Source organism: Polaribacter porphyrae, assembly GCF_002954685.1.
Classification (GTDB): Bacteria; Bacteroidota; Bacteroidia; order Flavobacteriales; family Flavobacteriaceae; genus Polaribacter; species Polaribacter porphyrae.
The window spans coordinates 2,296,972-2,315,658 of record NZ_MSCN01000001.1 but is presented as its reverse complement, the minus strand read 5'-3'; the positions used below and the strand labels follow the sequence as shown (position 1 = coordinate 2,315,658).

Annotated in this window: 16 protein-coding genes and 1 tRNA gene; 4 read left to right on the top strand and 13 right to left on the bottom strand. The window is 26.7% G+C overall.

Features of this window, described 5'->3' with window-relative positions:
- Positions 1–80: 80 nt before the first annotated feature.
- A tRNA-Met gene (locus BTO18_RS10415) sits at positions 81–153 on the top strand.
- 94 nt (positions 154–247) lie between these two features.
- On the opposite strand, the gene BTO18_RS10410 is transcribed toward BTO18_RS10415, so the two are convergent.
- The 6 genes from BTO18_RS10410 to BTO18_RS10390 all read right to left on the bottom strand — a co-directional run bounded on the left by BTO18_RS10410 (position 248) and on the right by BTO18_RS10390 (position 10,402).
- Positions 248–1,264, bottom strand: a complete 1,017-nt coding sequence (locus tag BTO18_RS10410; protein ID WP_226789118.1) for an AlbA family DNA-binding domain-containing protein — start codon at positions 1,262–1,264, stop codon at positions 248–250.
- 61 nt (positions 1,265–1,325) lie between these two features.
- Positions 1,326–1,946 (bottom strand): hypothetical protein, encoded by a 621-nt coding sequence (locus BTO18_RS17860; RefSeq protein WP_211295596.1) that lies wholly within the window; start codon positions 1,944–1,946, stop codon positions 1,326–1,328.
- A gap of 308 nt (positions 1,947–2,254) precedes the next feature.
- Positions 2,255–3,853 carry a sacsin N-terminal ATP-binding-like domain-containing protein gene (locus BTO18_RS17855; RefSeq protein ID WP_211295595.1) on the bottom strand — a complete coding sequence of 533 codons (1,599 nt, stop codon included), beginning with the start codon at positions 3,851–3,853 and terminating at the stop codon, positions 2,255–2,257.
- An 11-nt stretch (positions 3,854–3,864) separates the two neighbouring features.
- Entirely contained in the window at positions 3,865–5,175 is a 1,311-nt protein-coding gene (locus BTO18_RS10400; RefSeq protein WP_105016156.1) for a protein NO VEIN domain-containing protein, read from the bottom strand.
- Positions 5,176–5,186: 11 nt separating this feature from the next.
- Positions 5,187–8,447, bottom strand: coding sequence for a hypothetical protein (locus BTO18_RS10395; protein WP_105016155.1), 3,261 nt, complete (start codon positions 8,445–8,447; stop codon positions 5,187–5,189).
- Entirely contained in the window at positions 8,447–10,402 is a 1,956-nt protein-coding gene (locus BTO18_RS10390; protein WP_105016154.1) for a DUF4365 domain-containing protein, read from the bottom strand. The genes BTO18_RS10395 and BTO18_RS10390 overlap by 1 nt, the downstream gene beginning before the upstream one ends.
- A 372-nt stretch (positions 10,403–10,774) precedes the next feature.
- Between BTO18_RS10390 and BTO18_RS10385 the strand changes: the two genes are divergently transcribed.
- Together BTO18_RS10385 and BTO18_RS10380 are read left to right on the top strand one after the other, a co-directional pair.
- Positions 10,775–11,560 carry a hypothetical protein gene (locus BTO18_RS10385; protein WP_105016153.1) on the top strand — a complete coding sequence of 262 codons (786 nt, stop codon included), beginning with the start codon at positions 10,775–10,777 and terminating at the stop codon, positions 11,558–11,560.
- Complete coding sequence (locus BTO18_RS10380; protein WP_105016152.1) at positions 11,532–11,990, top strand: hypothetical protein; 459 nt, start codon at positions 11,532–11,534, stop codon at positions 11,988–11,990. The genes BTO18_RS10385 and BTO18_RS10380 overlap by 29 nt, the downstream gene beginning before the upstream one ends.
- A gap of 419 nt (positions 11,991–12,409) precedes the next feature.
- On the opposite strand, the gene BTO18_RS10375 is transcribed toward BTO18_RS10380, so the two are convergent.
- From BTO18_RS10375 to BTO18_RS10360, 4 genes are all read right to left on the bottom strand, one after another.
- Positions 12,410–12,766 carry a hypothetical protein gene (locus BTO18_RS10375; protein ID WP_105016151.1) on the bottom strand — a complete coding sequence of 119 codons (357 nt, stop codon included), beginning with the start codon at positions 12,764–12,766 and terminating at the stop codon, positions 12,410–12,412.
- 157 nt (positions 12,767–12,923) lie between these two features.
- Positions 12,924–13,352 carry a hypothetical protein gene (locus BTO18_RS10370; RefSeq protein WP_146106913.1) on the bottom strand — a complete coding sequence of 143 codons (429 nt, stop codon included), beginning with the start codon at positions 13,350–13,352 and terminating at the stop codon, positions 12,924–12,926.
- Positions 13,333–13,698 carry a helix-turn-helix transcriptional regulator gene (locus BTO18_RS10365; RefSeq protein ID WP_105016149.1) on the bottom strand — a complete coding sequence of 122 codons (366 nt, stop codon included), beginning with the start codon at positions 13,696–13,698 and terminating at the stop codon, positions 13,333–13,335. The genes BTO18_RS10370 and BTO18_RS10365 overlap by 20 nt, the downstream gene beginning before the upstream one ends.
- 124 nt (positions 13,699–13,822) lie before the next feature.
- Positions 13,823–15,124, bottom strand: coding sequence for a tyrosine-type recombinase/integrase (locus tag BTO18_RS10360; RefSeq protein WP_146106912.1), 1,302 nt, complete (start codon positions 15,122–15,124; stop codon positions 13,823–13,825).
- 346 nt (positions 15,125–15,470) lie between these two features.
- Between BTO18_RS10360 and BTO18_RS10355 the strand changes: the two genes are divergently transcribed.
- On the top strand, positions 15,471–16,454 hold the full coding sequence (locus BTO18_RS10355; RefSeq protein ID WP_105016147.1) for a PorP/SprF family type IX secretion system membrane protein: 984 nt from the start codon (positions 15,471–15,473) through the stop codon (positions 16,452–16,454).
- On the opposite strand, the gene murI is transcribed toward BTO18_RS10355, so the two are convergent.
- The 3 genes from murI to BTO18_RS10340 form a co-directional block, all read right to left on the bottom strand.
- Complete coding sequence (gene murI / locus BTO18_RS10350) at positions 16,451–17,248, bottom strand: glutamate racemase (RefSeq protein ID WP_105016146.1); 798 nt, start codon at positions 17,246–17,248, stop codon at positions 16,451–16,453. The genes BTO18_RS10355 and murI overlap by 4 nt on opposite strands.
- Positions 17,249–17,315: 67 nt before the next feature.
- On the bottom strand, positions 17,316–17,822 hold the full coding sequence (locus tag BTO18_RS10345) for an OmpH/Skp family outer membrane protein (RefSeq protein WP_105016145.1): 507 nt from the start codon (positions 17,820–17,822) through the stop codon (positions 17,316–17,318).
- Positions 17,823–17,858: 36 nt separating this feature from the next.
- Positions 17,859–18,683 (bottom strand): OmpH/Skp family outer membrane protein, encoded by an 825-nt coding sequence (locus BTO18_RS10340; protein WP_105016144.1) that lies wholly within the window; start codon positions 18,681–18,683, stop codon positions 17,859–17,861.
- Positions 18,684–18,687: the final 4 nt, after the last annotated feature.

The following is an 18,687-nucleotide window of genomic DNA, read 5'->3' as shown; positions in this document are numbered from 1 at the left end:
CTATAAATTAACTTTGAAAAAAATAGTTCAATTAAAATTTGGAAAATACTTATATTGTGTAGTATCTTTGTAGCCCAAATCGCGAGGTAGAGCAGTAGGTAGCTCGTCGGGCTCATAACCCGAAGGTCACTGGTTCGAGTCCAGTCCTCGCTACTATATAAATCCATAAATAATTGATGTTCAATTTTTTATGGATTTTTTAATTATAAAATTCCCGATATATTTCCGATTTATAATAGATTGGTATCTATTTTTCTATTGCTAAATTATATTTCTTAATTGCTGAGTTATCAATATCGTAAACAATTTTTGAGAGATAGACTAATTTATCACAAACCTCATCAATCGATACCTGATATTCATCATTTAACTTTAGTCTCCCTTTGTAGTGTTTTAAAAATTTCTCATCAACTATTCCATTTCTATGAGTATATAAATGTCTAATTTGTAAAAGTAACTCTATCTCTTTTTCTGTAGATTCATTAATTACATCTAAATCCCTTATTTGTTTATTGTCTTTAATAAAGTTCTTAACACTTCCTTTTTGAAGTTTTCCAATTTTTTGGTTTGCCCAGTATTTAACAAAGTCTTGTAAATCAGAACAGTTTAGTACTTCTTCTATGGTTACTTCTTGTTTAGATTTAAGAGTTGATGGGTTCGCTAAAAATATTTCATAAAGAAGTTCGGATAGGTATGTTTCAAAATTATCAGTAAAGGAAGAGTAGAGTATTCTGGTTAAAACTTTTCCTTCTTGACTAATTGTTGGTTTTTGAGGTGTTTCAGGGTAAAGAATATGCTGTAAGTCATCTATTATTTTTAAAATACTTTGATAGTGTTCTACTAACCGTAATCTTGAATTAGTTGCATTTTCTTTATAATAATTTAATTGTTGATTAATAATTTTAATTTTTTGATAATCATTATTGCTAAAATCGACCTTTAAAGGGTTGGTTAATATGGAGGCATTATTAATTCTTTTATAAATTTTACCTTCTAAACTAATTTCAGTATTAGATTTTTCTATTTTAATGACGTATAGCTTTTTATTGCCATAATTTATATATTGATATTCAACTTTTGGAGTAGGTGTGAGTAGGTCTAATGCTTTATGTGTGATGTTGTTGGCGTGGAAATCTTGGCTTAATCCATTTACCTCCATTCTATCCGAAATACCTAGAATAATATACCCTCCACTAGCATTAGCAAAGGAGCTAATTAATCTTGCAATGCTTCTTGCAGGTGGCAATACTGCTTTAAATTCAATTTTGTCGCTCTCGAGCTTTTTTTGTTAAGAATCTTTATAATTTCATCTTCAATACTCATTTCTAAACTGGTATTTTATTTATTCCTGTATTCTTTAATATCTTTCCTAGTGTTATTCTTTTTGGGATGTCAATTCCGTTATCCACCCATAGTTCGGAATTTTCGTAATCCAAGATGTCCTTTTCAGAACCATAATAAACTATTATAAAATCATTATCCGAAGGACGAGTAACAATATAAATAGGCTGTCCATTTTTTTTAATGCCTCCTATTGCTGATTTAGATATATCTTCATCTAATTCATTACAATCATATTTATCTGATAAAGTTCTTAAATGCTCAATAACTCTTCTCTTTGCTCTGGAAATCAATTTTTCTGCATAAAGAAAAGCACTAACATTAGGATTGGAACTATGGAACATATTGGAAAGGTCTTTATCTTTTAGAGCTTCTGCTAGTTCTTCAATTGATGCGACACCTAAACTTACCAAATCCTCTTGAGTTAAATCAGACTTTTTAATAAATAAGCCACTTTGAGACGTTTCCAAAATGACTCTTAGTTTAGAAATATCATTTAGGTTAAATTCTGTTAAAAGAGATGAGAGTTCTTCGTTATTATCTAAAATGTTAGAATTGTTATCAATGGCATCAGCTACTTTAGATAAATCGGTATTACTTTTCATAATACGGTAAAGGCTTTCCTTATCAGAAATAGTATTCATAAATAACTCCGCTTTTTTTCTGTGTAATTCAGAAAATAAGTTTTTAATGTCATCAGGGTTATTACATTCAAACCATTCTGAAAGGAGAATTACAGCTCTATTATAGTTTTCGTCTTTATCAGTAGTGTAATTGATTTTCTCTGTTATTTCACTTGCAATGTGCTTTTTTTCTTTAACATGATAACTTCCAAAACGAACACCTTTATTAATTAGAATATCATTCCAATCATCATTTAATAACTTTAGAATTTCTATAAGTTGTTCATCTTTTACTTTGTCAATAAACAGCTCACTTTTTTTATGGAATATTCCATTTCGATTAGGTACAATTGCATATTTTTTATTAGTAGTTTATTAGATTCTACTTCTAACAAAAACATGCCAACAGAATTTAACCAGTCATAGGAATCTTTATTGATTAACGATTCTTCAATCTTTTCTATACTCCCAATTTTTTCTATTTCTTTTACTAATTCTTCATAATTTAGAAAATTCCAATCAGACCAAGAATAGGATGTCCATTTTTCAAAATGCTCTTTTTTGGGTATAGAATTGGGAGATAAATCATAATTGAACTGCCATAAATTATTTTTCCTCTCTATATTATATTCTTTCGAAGGAAACCAAATATCCTTTATTGTTTTTTTATCGTCATTTTCTAATTCAACAATATTTAACTCTATTATAAAATTCCTCAAAGGAGTCTGAATTTCATCCGAAAACCAATCTTTATTGATATAATCTACATTAGGAATTTTAGTCTGAATAATATTAAAGAAATTAAAATAATTACTCTCCAATAATTTAGGTAGAAGTTCTTTATATAATTCGATTGATTCAATAAGTATACTGCGGTTTTCAAGAACTTCATCATCATTTTCCTTTTTTAACCACACTCCATTTCTCTCCGTTAAAGGGTTGAAATAAAAGCTATTAGCAATCACTGGGAAATGAAAATTTTCAGTTCCTATTAGAGGGAAATCACAAAAAAGTTTAGGTAAATTATCTAGATTTTTGAAGAAGTATTTATCATTTTCTTTTTCTAACTCACAAGCAATAGAAGATTTATTCCCAGAATAATTTAAAATATAAATATTTGATTTTATGCCGTTTTTAATCCTTTCAATTAGAGTAATGAACTCATTTAATCTATTGTTCTTGTCTAAAAAAGTAACATCAGTACCTCGAGTGTTATCAATAATTTGAATACTCTTAATTTTGGGAATAAAGGCTAAAACGTAAGGCAGTAGTTTAGTGAATTCCTCTATTCCAGTTCTTGCAACTTCTTGTTGTTCCGAAGTAATCAACGAATAACAAAAAGATGTATTAAATTCGTTAATGTTATAATCGTTATGATTAACTTCTAAAACAGAATTGTGAAATTCGCTCCAAGCTTTTTCAATCATAGGAGCAAGTTCTAGCATTGTTTTCCCTGTCCTATCCAATGGAAACTTAAAACGATAAAATTGTTCATTCTCACTTTTAAGAATTCCTCTAATTTGAATAATTCGAGACAACAAATGTGTAGTTAAAAAACCTGTTCCAAAACGTCCAGTTTTTCTAGTTTGTTCATTTTCTTCAACTTCTTTGGAGGAAATTTGATTTATTAAACCTCTAATATCTTTTTCGGTAAAATGTATTCCATTATGTTTAAATTCTACTTGATTATTGTCTAATATTATTTGAACTGAAATTTTATGATTTTCATCATTAACCGAACTGTCTTTAGCATTTTGAAGTAATTCCCAAGCCCACCTTCCTTGATTGTGTTCTATAGTCTTATCTAAATCATGTAATCGTTTTATTATTTTATCAGCAATGGAACGATTTCCATCTTCTTTTCTTCCTTCTTCCAGCGATTGTATCATTTTATATTTTTTTAAGAAAAATCTCCTTTAGAGATTTCAAAGTTAGTTGGGTTAAAATTAAAGTCATCTAATTCAGAACCCTCTATTTTATATAATTTAGATGTTTTTGAGAGGTTATTAAATTCATATAATCTATAAATAATGTATTGACTTTTATGTTTTTCATAAAAAGCTTTTTCATTAATAGATAAATAAAATGGCTCATTAATTTTTCCTTTTGTAGTTTTCACTTCTATAAACAGTTTATTTCCATTTTTGTCATAACTTAAAATGTCATAGCCTTCACCATCCCGTTTTTTTTCTACAATTATATTGTCATTTAAAATATTCTCTTTTTTCAGTTTTTTTATTTTCGATTTTTCATATTCAATTATCAGTTCTTCACCTAATAAACCTAACCTGCTAGATACTAATTGCTTTTTACTCCAGTCTATCTTTTTACCTTTAAAATTTCTTTCTTTATTCACATAAGATTTAGTTGATTCAGGTATATCACTAACCGTCAGTATAGAATCATTATCTTGATTTAATTCGATAAATTTCTCTTTTGAAATTATTTCTAATTCATCGTAAATTGTAGAATTACTATGAAGAAAATCTTTTGTTAATGAAATTAAAGAGTGCCAGTTGTAATTTTTAAGATGTTCTTTCTTTATGATTTTTTTTATGTATGTAGAACTATTTAAATACTTATCGAATTCATTTATTCTTTCCTTTGTTAAAGGTTGTGTTTTTCCACCTGTATGATTTGACCTTTGACAATTTAGTTCTAAATATAAGTTTCCTTTATCATCAACCCCTAAAACAAAGTATACCTTCTTAGAATCATTTTTTCTAAATATTCTTATCCATAAATAACTTTTAAAACTGCCTGACCATTGCCAACTTTTATCTGATTTTATTACAAAATTCTCTATTGTAGAATTTTCAGCCCAATAATTAATCTTATATGCAGTAGGAGCTATTAACATTCCATATCTGACATTTTCAGGATTTGCTTTTCTGTATTTACTTCCTGCAACGTCTGAGAATTTTTCAACTTCATAATCTTTCAAAAAATTAATATGCTCAGTATAGTATTTTATCTCAAATCCTAAATCTTCTATAGTTTTTCTAGTTTCTTTATTTGAACTAAAATCATAATATTCATCTGTATTTGTAGTCAATTTATAAGCTTCTCTAACAGTAAGTTTGAAAGGGTATTCTTTACCATTATCTAATTTTATCCAATAATAATTATAAATGTTATCCTTTGGAATTCCAATATAATCTATGTATTTAGTTGCATCTATTATGTGTTTCTTTTTAATTTTCTTTATCATAATTATTTTGTTTATAAATTCTTTAACGGGTTATTCACGTGGTAGTCATCTTTATTAAGATTAAACTTGATATTTAAAAACTCTCTTATTGCCTTAAAGGCTGGCGTTTGTAACTTGCATTCTAATTGAAACCTATTCAATATAGCAACTATACTAATGTTAAATTGAAATTCAAATTCTTTTGATTCAAAAGCTTCAACAGGAAAGTATATATAACAGTCTTTTTCATCAAGTTTTACATACTTATAAAAGAGTTCATGATACTTTTCTCGAAAGCTTTTTTCATCTAATCCCTTTAAATTTTCAGCTTCAAAAACCCTTACTTTATAATCAACTATAAAATTGAATATATTAGAAATAATTTGCCAATCCTTCCATCCATCTTTCCTGAGTTTGTTAATTAATAAGATGAATTTTTTATCTTTTTTTAATTTTAGAATTGTTAGATATGTTCCTTTATAAGTATTCTCAAATCTAGTTTTAATAGCAAAAATAGAGTCTTCATAATTATATTTATGACTTAGAGAATGGTTCCATTTCATAAATTCATTATCTTTTATAAAATCCAAATCAATTTTAAAATTATTTAATTTTTGATTTTTAAATTCTTTAAATGACTTTTTGGAATAAACATCTCTGTGAATTTTTTGATAAATATTTACTGAAATTTGTTTATTATCAAGCTCTCTTTCTTTTATGAAATCCATAAAATTAGACTGAAACTCTTCATATTTTAACAAACTCATAGAGTTTAGAATATAACTTACTGAAATTGTACTGTGAACAGTGTGAAAATTTAATTTTTTTTCATTTTTACTATTACACTTAACAATAAATACTTTTCTTTTTATTACCTCATTGGAAGGTAGTTCTTCTGGTTCTTTGTATTCTTTAGATAGTTCTAGCTCTATTTCAATTTCTGTTTTCAGCAAATGAAAATCAACTTCAAATAAAGAGATTTCAGCTAGTAGAATTTGAAGGTTAGAAATAAATTCTTCTGAAATACCAATTAATTCATATTTATTAGGAAATTTAATTCTCCACAAACTTCCTAAAGCTTTAAATGAAATAACTCTTTCTGTACCTATATCATTTAGGGGATAATCATTTACTTCTTTAATTAAAAATTGATTAAAATGATTCTCAGTTGGTAAAAATTCATCATATTTTTTTAAAATGGGGTTAATAATGTCATTTCCTATATAGCCAAAAGAATTAATATATTCAGTTACGAAATCATTGAAATGATTCGATTTCTTTAGCATTACATAAAGTAAAAATGTTAATTTACGAGTTATTTTACTTTCATGTTCAAAATCAGATTTCTCATAGTTAGATTGTTCTCTTGTAAAAATATATTTACTGTATATGTCAATAGCATTAAGCCAAGACCCAGATTTATAATCTGAATAAAAGAGTAATTCAAAACTGTTTTCAACACGATTTATAAGTTCTTTGTTAATACTAATTCTAAAAGAAGCAAGAGCATAGTATTTGGCTGCTAAATGTAATCCTAATTTATTATAGAGTTGAGAGATGTTTATCAACCCTAAAGTGTAACCCTCTATTGTGTCTTCTTGCAGGTAATTAATTTTTGCTTTATGAAAATAATCTAGAGCTTTGAGGAGTAAATGTTTTTTATTTGTTTTTATATATTGTACTCCTCTTTGTACTTGTTGCTTTGCTAAGCTTATTTTACCCTCTCTCTTTTCAATGTAGGGGAATAGCCTTGTAGAGAACTCTTCTAGAGCATTAATTAGTCCCCAAGTGTCATCTGGTTCGGAATTAATAAACATTTTGATATACTTATTTAATCTATCTCCCAATTGAGAAACTTCATACAATGGGGATTTATCTAAGTTTTCTATTAATTCATCATAATATTTAATGAATTCTAATGGATTTTTACCTCTGGATATATTAGATACCATTAAGAAGGTAGCTTTTAGTTCTAAATACTTACATCTTTCAGTTGAGTTTGAAGAATTGGTTAATCTTTTACTTATTTCTTTGAATAGAGTTATAACCCATTTACTATGTTCTTTTTTATCAATATTTATTTTATTATCAATAACAACTGGGAATAGAATATTTATAATATTTTTAGCATCCTCTAGGTCTTCCGGTGTAATGAAATTTTTAAAGTCTTCGAGATAATATCTTATATGATTTTCAAATCCAAAAAGATTCCCATCTGGTCTTATTCTAGCACTTAAATTTTCATAATCAACTTCGTGAAATTCGTTATTTAGAAATATTAGCTCGTATATAATTTTTCTCCTATAATAAGGAGATATAGAATCTGTATTTAGATAGAAATTAGTTAAAGCATTCCATTTCTCTTTATGATGGTGGAGGTATTTTTTTCTTCTACAATAATTTATCAAATCTAAAATTTCATAAAATTCTCCAAATCTAAAGGAATCTATAGATTCTATATTTAAGTAGTAATTGAACTTTCTTGAGTACCAACCATCTTCTTTTTCGCCAAGGCTTAGAATTGTATTTTCAAACTTTCTGAAAGTCAAAGTTCTTTCATTGTAGTCACTATTCGTGACTTTTACAAAAACTGTCTCCAGTAAAGAACTAAAAATATTTTTATCGTCACTAACTGAGCTTATTGGTATTTTAGTTATTAAGGATTTAATTTTTTTGATAGTATTAGAAAATTCATCATCTGGATTTGTATTCTTAAAATCCCATTTTATTAATCTTGTAAAATCATTCCAAAACTCGTCATTTAGTTTATTGAAAATCTCGGATGCTTCTTTGATTAATTTTATTTCATAGTTTTTTTCTTGTTTTTTTATGTATTCACTAACTATCTCTTTTACTTTGTTGGAGTATTTTTTTAAGTCAACTTCTGATAATGAGAATTGATTATTGAACCATTCTTTTAATAGGCTTGCATCATTTCCGTCATAATCTCTAACTATATTAGAGTTAGTTTCAAATATGAACTCTTTCTTAAAGTCAGAATAATCTGATTTTATGTGTAATAGAAAAAAATTAACAATACTTTTTTTTATTTCATTGCTTTTAAAAGAAAAGTTATTTGAATAAAGTTTTATTTGTTTAAACTTGGCTTCTTTACTAATAAAGTCCTTGTGAAAAATATCTTCTTCAAACTCACAGTAAATTATTTCTTGTTTTTTATCAATAAAATTTTGCACCCAAGATTCTAATGTTTTTAAAGTCTGATAATTATAACCTCTTTGTGAAGCAAAAGCATCAGTATTTTTTGAAAATATATGTAGCTTATGAATATCCATTAAAATATTTTTGTTCTGTAAAATTTATTCTCAAAAAAAGCTTTTCTTATTTTATACATATTCCTATAACTTTCAATACCCTTATATTCCAAATTACCTTTTAAGTATCCTTCTGTATTAATTTTTAAAGAATAAGTATTGAATACAGGGATTATCATTTTTAAGAGTTTTTTTATGTGTATTTTTAATTTTTCATCAGAAATATTTACAATTTCAAAGAAAATTTTAATTTTGTTTTTTGGAACTTGAAAATGACCTATTGGGAATAGTTCAACAATATGATAATTTGAATGAGATAGATTTTTTTCTTTTTCAATGGAGTCTAATTTAATCAATTCTTCTCTTTTTGATTTTATCTCTTCATCGATTTTTTTAATATTTTCTTTCTGATTAATTAAATGATTGATTAAAGTTCCTCCTTCTTTAGTGAATTCAATTTTCTTCTTTAATTCTGGATTAGGAAATTTTAAAATATAATCCTCCATCAAAGAAATAACTTCATTAACTCTTTCTTCATTTTCCATATTTTGATGAAGCTCTAGGATTACAGTTAGCGCATAAAGTTGATTTTCTATATGTCCTATTTCACAGAAGTATTTATATGTTAATTTTGTTTGTTTGAGTATCTTTTCAAGAGTTTCATAATTCAAATCTTCATTTATTGTAAAACGAATAATAGACTCTACCTGAATTACAAATTTATTTTGTCTAAGTGAACAGAGATGAGAGATAAATAAAGAATTACACTTTTCACAATCTAATAGAATGGAATTGTAATCATCAAGAATACTAGTGTATTCAGAGCCAATGTATTCATTAGCTCCAACTAATAAAGAAGGCATTATTTGGCAAATTAACCTTTCTGAACGATAACTTGCATGTTCAATTTTAGCAGGTAAAAAAACTTTTGGGTTATCTGAATTCTCTAAAATAAGAGCTTGAATTTGCTCTTCATAATCTGGGGAAGTAAAAGAGTCAGAGGTGTATAGTTTTTGAGCTAATTTTTGAATTTTCTGAAGTGTAAGTTGTTTTTTTATATCACTATTATCTGGAATATTATTTAATTGAGAATTATAATCCTCTCTATTTATTAAACCATAAACTATTTGAAGTTCTGAATAGAAATAAATCAAATAACCTTTTAAATTATCTGAAATTAAATTGATTTCATCATATGCTTTTTTAAGATACTCTAAAGCTTTAAAATATTCTCCAGTATGGAAATAAGAAAACCCTATAATCAAATTATAAAGTTGAGATTTTTTTGAACTCCTTGATGATTGATTATGAATTCTTATAATCTCATTCCATCTATATTCAGTATCCAGAAATAGACCATATTTTTCAATAAACTGCTCTATTTCGTCATCTGTTTTAGTGTTGCCTTCATAATCTATTATTATTTTCTTATCACTCTTAATATTATTACTATTTTCAGCTAACTTAGAATTAAGAGTTCTTAACATTAATCCTTTTTTCAGCGCTAAATCATATATGATATTTAATGAATTTTGGTCTAGTTTTTTTGTAAACCTCAAAGTGTGATATTGTTGTTTCTGCCATTCAGGGTTTTTAGAATTTAATGATTGTATGAATGTTTCTAAATTCTCATAGTACATTGCTTTTTCTTCTTCAATGTAAAATCCATAAAATGCAGGTTGACCATTGTTTAATAAATATTCAATGTTAGATGTTTCTAAAGATTTACTATAAGAATTGTCTTTATTTTTGGTAACACTTTCGGTACTTTTTAATTGAAAATTTAAACCAAACCCAAGCTTCTTCCCATTTTTTTTAATTTCAATTCTGTAGTCAATACCGTTGTCTATTATTTCTTCTTTTAAAATGAATTTTTTTACATTAAAAAGAGGTTGAAAATAGTTTTTAGAAATTGTCTCCAATTGTTCTCCTCTAGAATCTTTCGGCAGTTCTATATCATCAAGATTGTGATTCATTTATAATATGTGTTAATGCACTCAAAAAAAAGAGTGATAATTGTTTAGGTAATCAATTAAATTTGAGTGAAATAATTTTCATAGACTTTATTTCACTCAAATTTAATAATAATTTATCTAAATTTGTGATTAGAAAATACTGCTCTTTCAATAAAGAGTAAACATATTGTACTGAAAGTCTTGTAAACGAGAATCGCCAATTTTTAAATACAGAACGAGACGAGTAATAGTATGCCAATTCTGGCGTGCCTATTCCTTGTGTTCTGTGGGTTTTGGCGAACCTTCGTTTACTATGTGAATTTGGTGCGCTTTTTTACGCTCCTTTTTTTGACTTTCTAGGAATTTAATTTTAATCAAATTTAATTTATAGCTATGGAAAAGTGCTTTGCGTGTAAAAAAGATTTAAAAGGTATAAATACTCCTCTGTTTAATATTAGTAAAACAAGTGATGGTAAAAAAGCTTGTACCATTTGTCACAGAAAAATATCTGTTAGTCTTTCAAAAACTAATTTTAATAAACATGCTTCTCAGGAACTGTTAAATGCGAGTGAAATTAAATTAGAAAAGAAAAAAAGAATACCTATAGAGAAACCTAATAAGAAGAAAGAAGAAAAAGTGTATAAATGGTATTTGAGAAAAAGAGTTCTTTTGCTTCTATTATTCCTTTTCCCTCCTTTAGGAATTGTAGGGATTTTTAAGAGGGATGTTAAGTTATGGAAGAGAGTAATTTACATTTTAGTTTCAATTTTTTTTACACCAATTATCTTCGGTTTAATTATTACTTTGTTGAATCCAATAGACTTCTATTCAGAAGGTAATAATTTCTATCATAATAAGGATTATACAAAAGCAATAGAAAAATTCAGCTTAGTTGAGGAAGGAGATGAAAATTATTTAGAGTCTCAAAGTAAAATTAAACTTTCAAATTATAAATTAGATAGTTTAAGAAAAAAGGAAGAAGAATTTTTGGATAGTTTTAAAAAAGTGAATCTAAAAAATCAGCAAAAAAAAGTTGAAAAACTCAAAAAGCAATTAAAGTATTTAAAAGCGTTTCAAAAAAGATGGTCAGATAGTATTGTAAAGGATTTTAAAGGTAGTTACATCAAGAAATCTAAAGTTTCTATAGGGATTGGATACAATATATTTTCAACTGTCTAAAAATGCTTCAAAAAATAATTGGAGAAATAATTCAAATATTCATAAAAGTATTTTTACTAAAAATTATAAAAAGGAAATTGTTAAACAAAAGAATGTTGCTACGAATGTTAAAACTGTGATTGTATTTATTCCAGACCCAGTACAATTTAAAATAAACGAAAAGAAAAGGAGAAGGACGAATAAAATTCTAAAACTTTTTCAAGGATGGGATGGGAGTAATAGAAAACTTAAAAGATATGTTAAGGAAAGATTGAATGACCCTAAAAGTTTTGAGCATATAGAAACCCAGTACGAAGATAAAGGATATTACATAATTCTATATATGACTTACAGAGGGAAAAATACTTTTGGTGCTTTAGTGGTTAATGAAGCTGTAGCGAAAATTACTTTAGAGGGAAAATTATTGGACGTTAAAAATAGAATTCTTTAATTCTGGATTTCGTCAAACTTGTCATTTTATTATTTCTATATGATTTGTAATATATAATATAATAATATATATAATAAAAATGAGCAAACCATAGTGGGTTAAAAAGTTTTGTAAAAATATTAGTTTTTTAAAGTTCTGAAAAATCATCCTGAGGACTAGTTGTTACCTAATTGTAACAGACACAAGAGTGTCGTTTTAAGGCGTGGGTTCGAACCTATACCTACCTTTATTTCGCTGTTCTCCTTGTTTTTGTTGACTTCCTTAAAAACAGAATAATCGCTAAAAAGTGCAATACAAAAAAATACATTTTTGACCTCCACCCACCTTAACTTCAACTTAAGTTACTTATAGTCAATTAATTGTGTTTTTTTGGTTGATTTTGATGAAAATCGGAAAAATGTGCAAAAAAAGGTGTTTTTTTACTCAATCTTATCAATTGCCTTTTCAATTTGTTCTGGACTCAACATCATTAATATTTTTCTTAATTCATTTGCTCTTTTTTCTTTTGGTAGATGATTTATGTAAAATTTTAGTTTCTTAAACTCGGATTGTAAGCTCTCAAATATGATTTTTCTAGTGGAATAACTAATCTCATCATTGCCAACACATAGTAGCTTTGCATAGGGAATTAGTTTAGTAAACCTCTCGTAAATTGGTAGCGTTGTTATTAGTTTATTTAGCCTTTTTAATTCATTACTAACTACTTTAAATAAACCTTCTTTAGAAGTATTTGTTAGTTTGTTTTTTGAACCGATTTTTCTGCCTTTGTTATTCATTTTTTTTTAGTTTTAAAGTTAATTTTAGTTTGTATAGAAGTTAAATTTGATTGAAATTAAATTCAACTTCTATACATTTAATTTGATTAAAATAATTAAGTTAGATGTTGGTATTTTGTTTTGCTCCATAGATTAAATTTGAATAAAATTAAACTACTTAATTTTTTATATTCAAAGTCTCTATACATTTAATTTGATTGAAATAAATGATTAATTGTTCTGCAAACTTTGACTTGTTTCTAGGACACTTGTTTTTAATCAAAAAAAATGTCACCTCATCTAAATTGGAATCGTGGTATAAAAGGATAAAATCTTTTTTACCTTTTTTGTTGAGGTTGTTTCCATAGTAGAATCCTTCACAACTAATGGACTGAAAAGGAATCATTCCAGAATGAAGTATTTTCTCTCTACTTTTATTCCAACTTTGAACAACAAAGCTAACACCTCCGTTAATTAGGTATTGTGATTTAGGTTCTGAAATTTTTAGAAATCTAAAAGGAGAGCGACATCGTTTGCTTTTACAGTCGAATGTGTTTCCGTTTAGACCTCTCTTATATGTCCAATAATCAAATTCTATCTTCATCATCATTTATGGCTTTAGAAGGTTTAACTTGATTTAGGATTTTTTCAACGTCTGATTTTAAGTATCTAATCCTTGTGCCAATTTTTATTGGTTTCAGGATGCCTTTTTTGTCCCAAGCATGAATCGTTGGGATTGATACTTTCAGGTATTGACTTAACTCTTTTCTAGAGATAAGTGTCTCTTGATTTTCTTCGGGAAATACATTTATTTCCTTTTGTAGTACGTTTGTGTGTGGTCTATTGACCTCTTTAGTAGATGATAGTGTTTCGTTAATGCATTTCCTTACTATTCTTTCTAGTAGAGCTTCAAAATCCTTGATTTCAAGCCCTTGAATAATTAAGGAATTCATAATAAAAACGTTCAGATTTATAAAAATGGCTGAACTATTGCAAATTTAATAAGTAAAAATGTATTAAGCAAGGTAAATCTATGGAAATACTATTTTATTTAACTGAAATTAAATGAGTTACGTTTTAGTAAGAGATGTTTAGTTTTGGTAGAGAATTGTTTATTTCATTTTGTTCAGCCCAATATTTTTCCACTTTTTTAACATGCTGTTTTTGAGTAGTTTTTACATATTTTATGAATTGTGAATGGCTACGATGTGAAGTAATTGCCATTAATGCTTTATCGTCAATTTTCCCATAATGGTTTGTTGTAAAACTTCTTCTACAAATATGAGAGCTTACCAATTCATATTTTGGGAAATAACCTTTTTCTTTTCTATTTGTTTCAGAGTTTTTTTTGTACCCTAAGACTCTTTCAGTAAAACCTGCAATTTTACAAATCTCTTTGATATATAGATTAAACTTTTGGTCAGAAATGATTCGAGGAAGTTTTTTATTCCTTCTAGTTAAGATGTTTTTTACTTGTGGATGTATAGGTATTTTAACTGATGAATTTGTTTTTTCTGTAGATGATATTATTATCCTATCTTTTGAGAAGTGAAATTGATTAATTCTTTTTAAATCACTAACTCTTAATCCAGTCCATAAGCCTATTATGAATAAGTCTCTTACATTGTTTAATCTAGTGTTGTTAGAGAAATCTAGATTGTAAATTATTTCTATTTCTTTTTCGTCTAAAAATATATCTATTGTTTCATCTCTTCTAAATGTAAAATTTCTACTTTCTACTTCTGGACTTGTTTCATAGCCCTTTTCTTTAGCGTTTCTAATAAAACTTTTTAACTGACTGATGATTTTTTCAATCATAGTATTAGAATAATTTTTATCTAATTTTAAATGAGTTGTAAATCTTTTATGAAAATCTAAATCAATATTTTTTATGTGATATTTATCCTTTTCTTTTTCTTCAAAATCTTTAATTTGATTTAAAGTTGTTTTATATTTTTGGATAGTCCTGAAAGATATTTTTTTTCCTGTTTTAAGGTTTATTCTGTTTTCAGATTCATCAATGTATTTTGTAATAAACGGTATTAGGAATATCTTATAGTCATTTTCATCTGTAGGTCTTTTATAAAAATCTTCTATTAATATATTTAACCATTTAGAATTAATAAGTTTCCCGTTAGAATAATCTTCAGTAAATTTTTTTATTATTTCAAGTTTGAGCGCATTAATCTTTGTTCTATAGAATTTTTTAGATTCGTTATCAGTCAAAGACTTTAAGTTTTGCATCTTATTACTCCAAATTTTGGGGTCAATAAGAATGTTTGACTTTGCATTGCAGTCAATATTTTTTCCGTGATAAAATCGAATATTTAGGTTTGACGGATTTTTTCTTGAAATGATGTTAAATTTAATACTAGCCATTTATTAATATATATATGATAAATTTAATAAATTCCCGATATAATCCCAACTTTTTTCTTTATTTCTTTTTATGAAGTTTTAATTATTTTTATATAATGTCTCTGAATGTACTTTTAAATAAGGAGTTATTGTGAATTTTTTATAAAGACAATTTAAGCTGGTTTAATATTTGTAGTCCAGTCCTTGCTACAAATTTAAGCAGTCTTAACAGACTGCTTTTTTATTATCTGAAGACTTACAATAATTTATACAAAAGTTAGTTAAATATTTATGTTAAATCTTTATTTTTAAAAGAATTTATTTTAGTAAAATCAATATCTTTGAGAATTAAATAACTAAATTTTTAATGAAATTTTTAAATCGATTTTTCTTATTTTCTTTATTATCCTTTATTTCATTAAAAAGTAATTCTCAAGAAACATTACCTATTTACCAAGATTATTTGTCTGATAACGTATATTTAGTCCACCCTTCAGCAGCTGGTATTGGTAATTCAAGTAAATTAAGATTTACAGCTAGGCAACAATGGGCTGGTATTCCAAATGCTCCAGCTTTACAAACATTGAGCTTTCATACTAGATTTGGTGAGTATTCTAATGCAGGTTATGGACTAGTTTTGTTTAATGATAAAAACGGATTTCACTCTCAAAAAGGTTTACAAGGTACTTACGCATATCATTTACCTATGGGAAATGGTAGATTCTTTAATCAATTATCTTTTGGTTTGTCATTTACGTTTGTACAAAATCAATCAGATCAAAGAACATTTACTGGAGACAGAGCTGTAGCTGCAATAGTAGAAAGTACTAGTTATTATAATGCTGATTTTGGAATGGCATATCATTATGGAGGATTTTCATCATATTTTACAGTTAAAAATCTTTTATTAACTGCAAAAAACAATTTAAATGTTCAGGAGCCTTTAGACTTAAGAAATTACATTTTTTCTGCTGGATATTATTTTGGACAAGATTTAGCTATTCAATTTGAGCCTTCAGTAATGTTTCAATTTAGGGAAGGAACAGGAGAGCGAATTGCTGATTTTAATATAAAAGCATATAAAACAATCTCTCAAACTCAATTATGGGGAGCCTTATCTTATAGGAGTAATTTTGATGCAAATGCGATTGAAAATGCACAATTTATATCACCAATTATAGGGATAAACTATAAAAATTATATGTTTTCTTATACTTACACCAATCAAATGAACGATACAGTGTTAACTAATTCTGGTTTTCATCAAGTATCTGTGGGTATCAATTTATGGACTAAAGAGCCAAGGGCTGCAGCTTGTCCAAATATAAATGCTGCATTTGGGAGTTTTTAAAACTCTTTTTCGTTTATTTCTATTGATTTATTTTTTAAATAAGAGAGTATTGCTTTTAAAACCTTTTTTTCTTTGTTAATGTAAAATTGATGAAAAGCTTGGCTTGATTCAATATTTAAAAGCAGATTTTTTTCTAGTACAGCTTTAGTTTGTCTAGCAACAGCTAAACCAGAATCGATTATTTGAACTTTTTCTTTAACAATATCTTGGATAATAGGAATTAAATAAGGATAATGAGTACAGCCTAAAACCAAACAGTCTATATTCTTTTTAAGCATTGGATCAATGTATGATTTCAATAGAGTTTTCATTTTAGTAGAATGTATTTTTCCATCTTCAATCAATTCAACCAAACCTTTCCCAATAGTTTCATATATTTTGATATGAGTCTCTATTTTACCCGAAGTTTTTTCAAATAGTTGACTATTTAGAGTGCCTTTTGTAGCTAAAATACCAACTGCTTTAGATTTGGTTTTTAAGGCTGCTGGTTTTATTGCTGGTTCAATACCAATAAAAGGTATTGAATATTTTTCTCTTAATATTTTTATAGCATTAGTAGTTGCTGTATTGCATGCAACTACAATAAGCTTACAATTTTTATTAAGCAAAAATTCTGTATTTTTAATAGATAAATCTATAATCTCTTGTTGGCTCTTTTCTCCATAAGGAGCATTTTTACTATCAGATAAATAAATTGTATTTTCAAAAGGCAAGAGTTCAGTTACTTCTTTCCATATTGATGTACCACCAATACCAGAATCAAAAAAACCGATAGGAGAATTGTTAGCTTTCATATCTGCAATAAAAATAAAAAAACCTACTTAAAAAGTAGGTTTTATATTAATATATAATTTTATTTTTTTAAAATCCTAGTTTAGCTTTAACAGCAGCAAACAAGTCTTCACCTTTTTTAACAAGTAATCCTTTACCTAAAGATGCATCTAAAACATACACTATTGCTTTAGAAGCAGCAACTTCTTCAATAGCTTTTTGAGCTTTCTCTATAATAGGCTTTAATCCATCAGCTTGTTTTTTTTGCATATCTTGATAAGCAGTTTGCCTTAATTGCTCATACCTAGCATTTTCTTGTTGTATTTCTTTTGTTCTGATATCATTAATTTCTTTTGTTTGTGATGTTGACTCTTGTCTGTATTTACTCATTTTTGCATCCAGCTTTTTAGCCATACTCTCAACTTCATCTTGGTAAGTTTTACCCAATTTCTCAATATCTGCTTTTAATTTTTTAGTTTGTGGCATTTCTGCTACTAATTTTTCAAAGTCTATATGACCTATTTTTTGTGCATTTGCAACACCACCTACACCTAAAGTAAATACAGCAATTAATAGTAACGTTTTAAAATTTCTCATTTCTTGTTTAATTTAATTATTATTCTTGTTTTTTGTTTAATTATTTTCCTTTTCTTCTTCTTTCTTTTTCTCTTCTTCTTTCTTTTTTCTTAAGGCTTCTTTTTTTGCTCTTAATAATTTTCTTTTTTCTTCACGTTTCTTTAATAAAGCCTTTCTTTTATCAGCGATATTTTTTTTCTTCGCTTCTTTATCAGCTATCTTTTTTGCAGCTGCATCTTTCTTTTTAGTATCAGCTTCCTCTTTTTTTGCTACAATATCTTTTTGTCTTTGCGTAAGCTCTTTATTTGGAGCTGATTTCTTTTCTCGTCTTTTCTTCTTTTCAGCTTCTTTTTGATTTGATAATCTGGTTCTATCTATAGTAGATAAAACAAGGTCGCTAATATCGTATTTTTTATTTGAATAAAGCATAATCAAATCGCTAGATTTTTCAAATACAAAATCATATTTTTTTCTTTTAGCAATGCTTTGTATTGCATTATATACTTGATCTTGGATTGGTTTTACTAACTGCTTTCTTACTAAAAACAAATCTCCTTTTGGGCCAAAATATAAAGATTCTAATCTTCTTAACTCTTCTTGTTTTATGGTTATTTCCTCTTCTTTTTCTTCAATTAAGTCTTTTGTTAAAATTGCTTTTTCGTTTGCTAAATCAGATTTTAAAACCTCAATATGTCTCGCTTGCTTATCTAATTTATTTCTCCATTTTGAAACTTTAGAATCTAACGTGTTTTGAGCTTGTAAATATTCTGGAACATTTTCTAGAATATACTCCATATCGATGTAAGCAATAATCTGATTTCTTTGAGACCAAAAAGTAGTAACACTAAATAAAAGAACTACTAATAAAAATATTTTTTTCATTTGT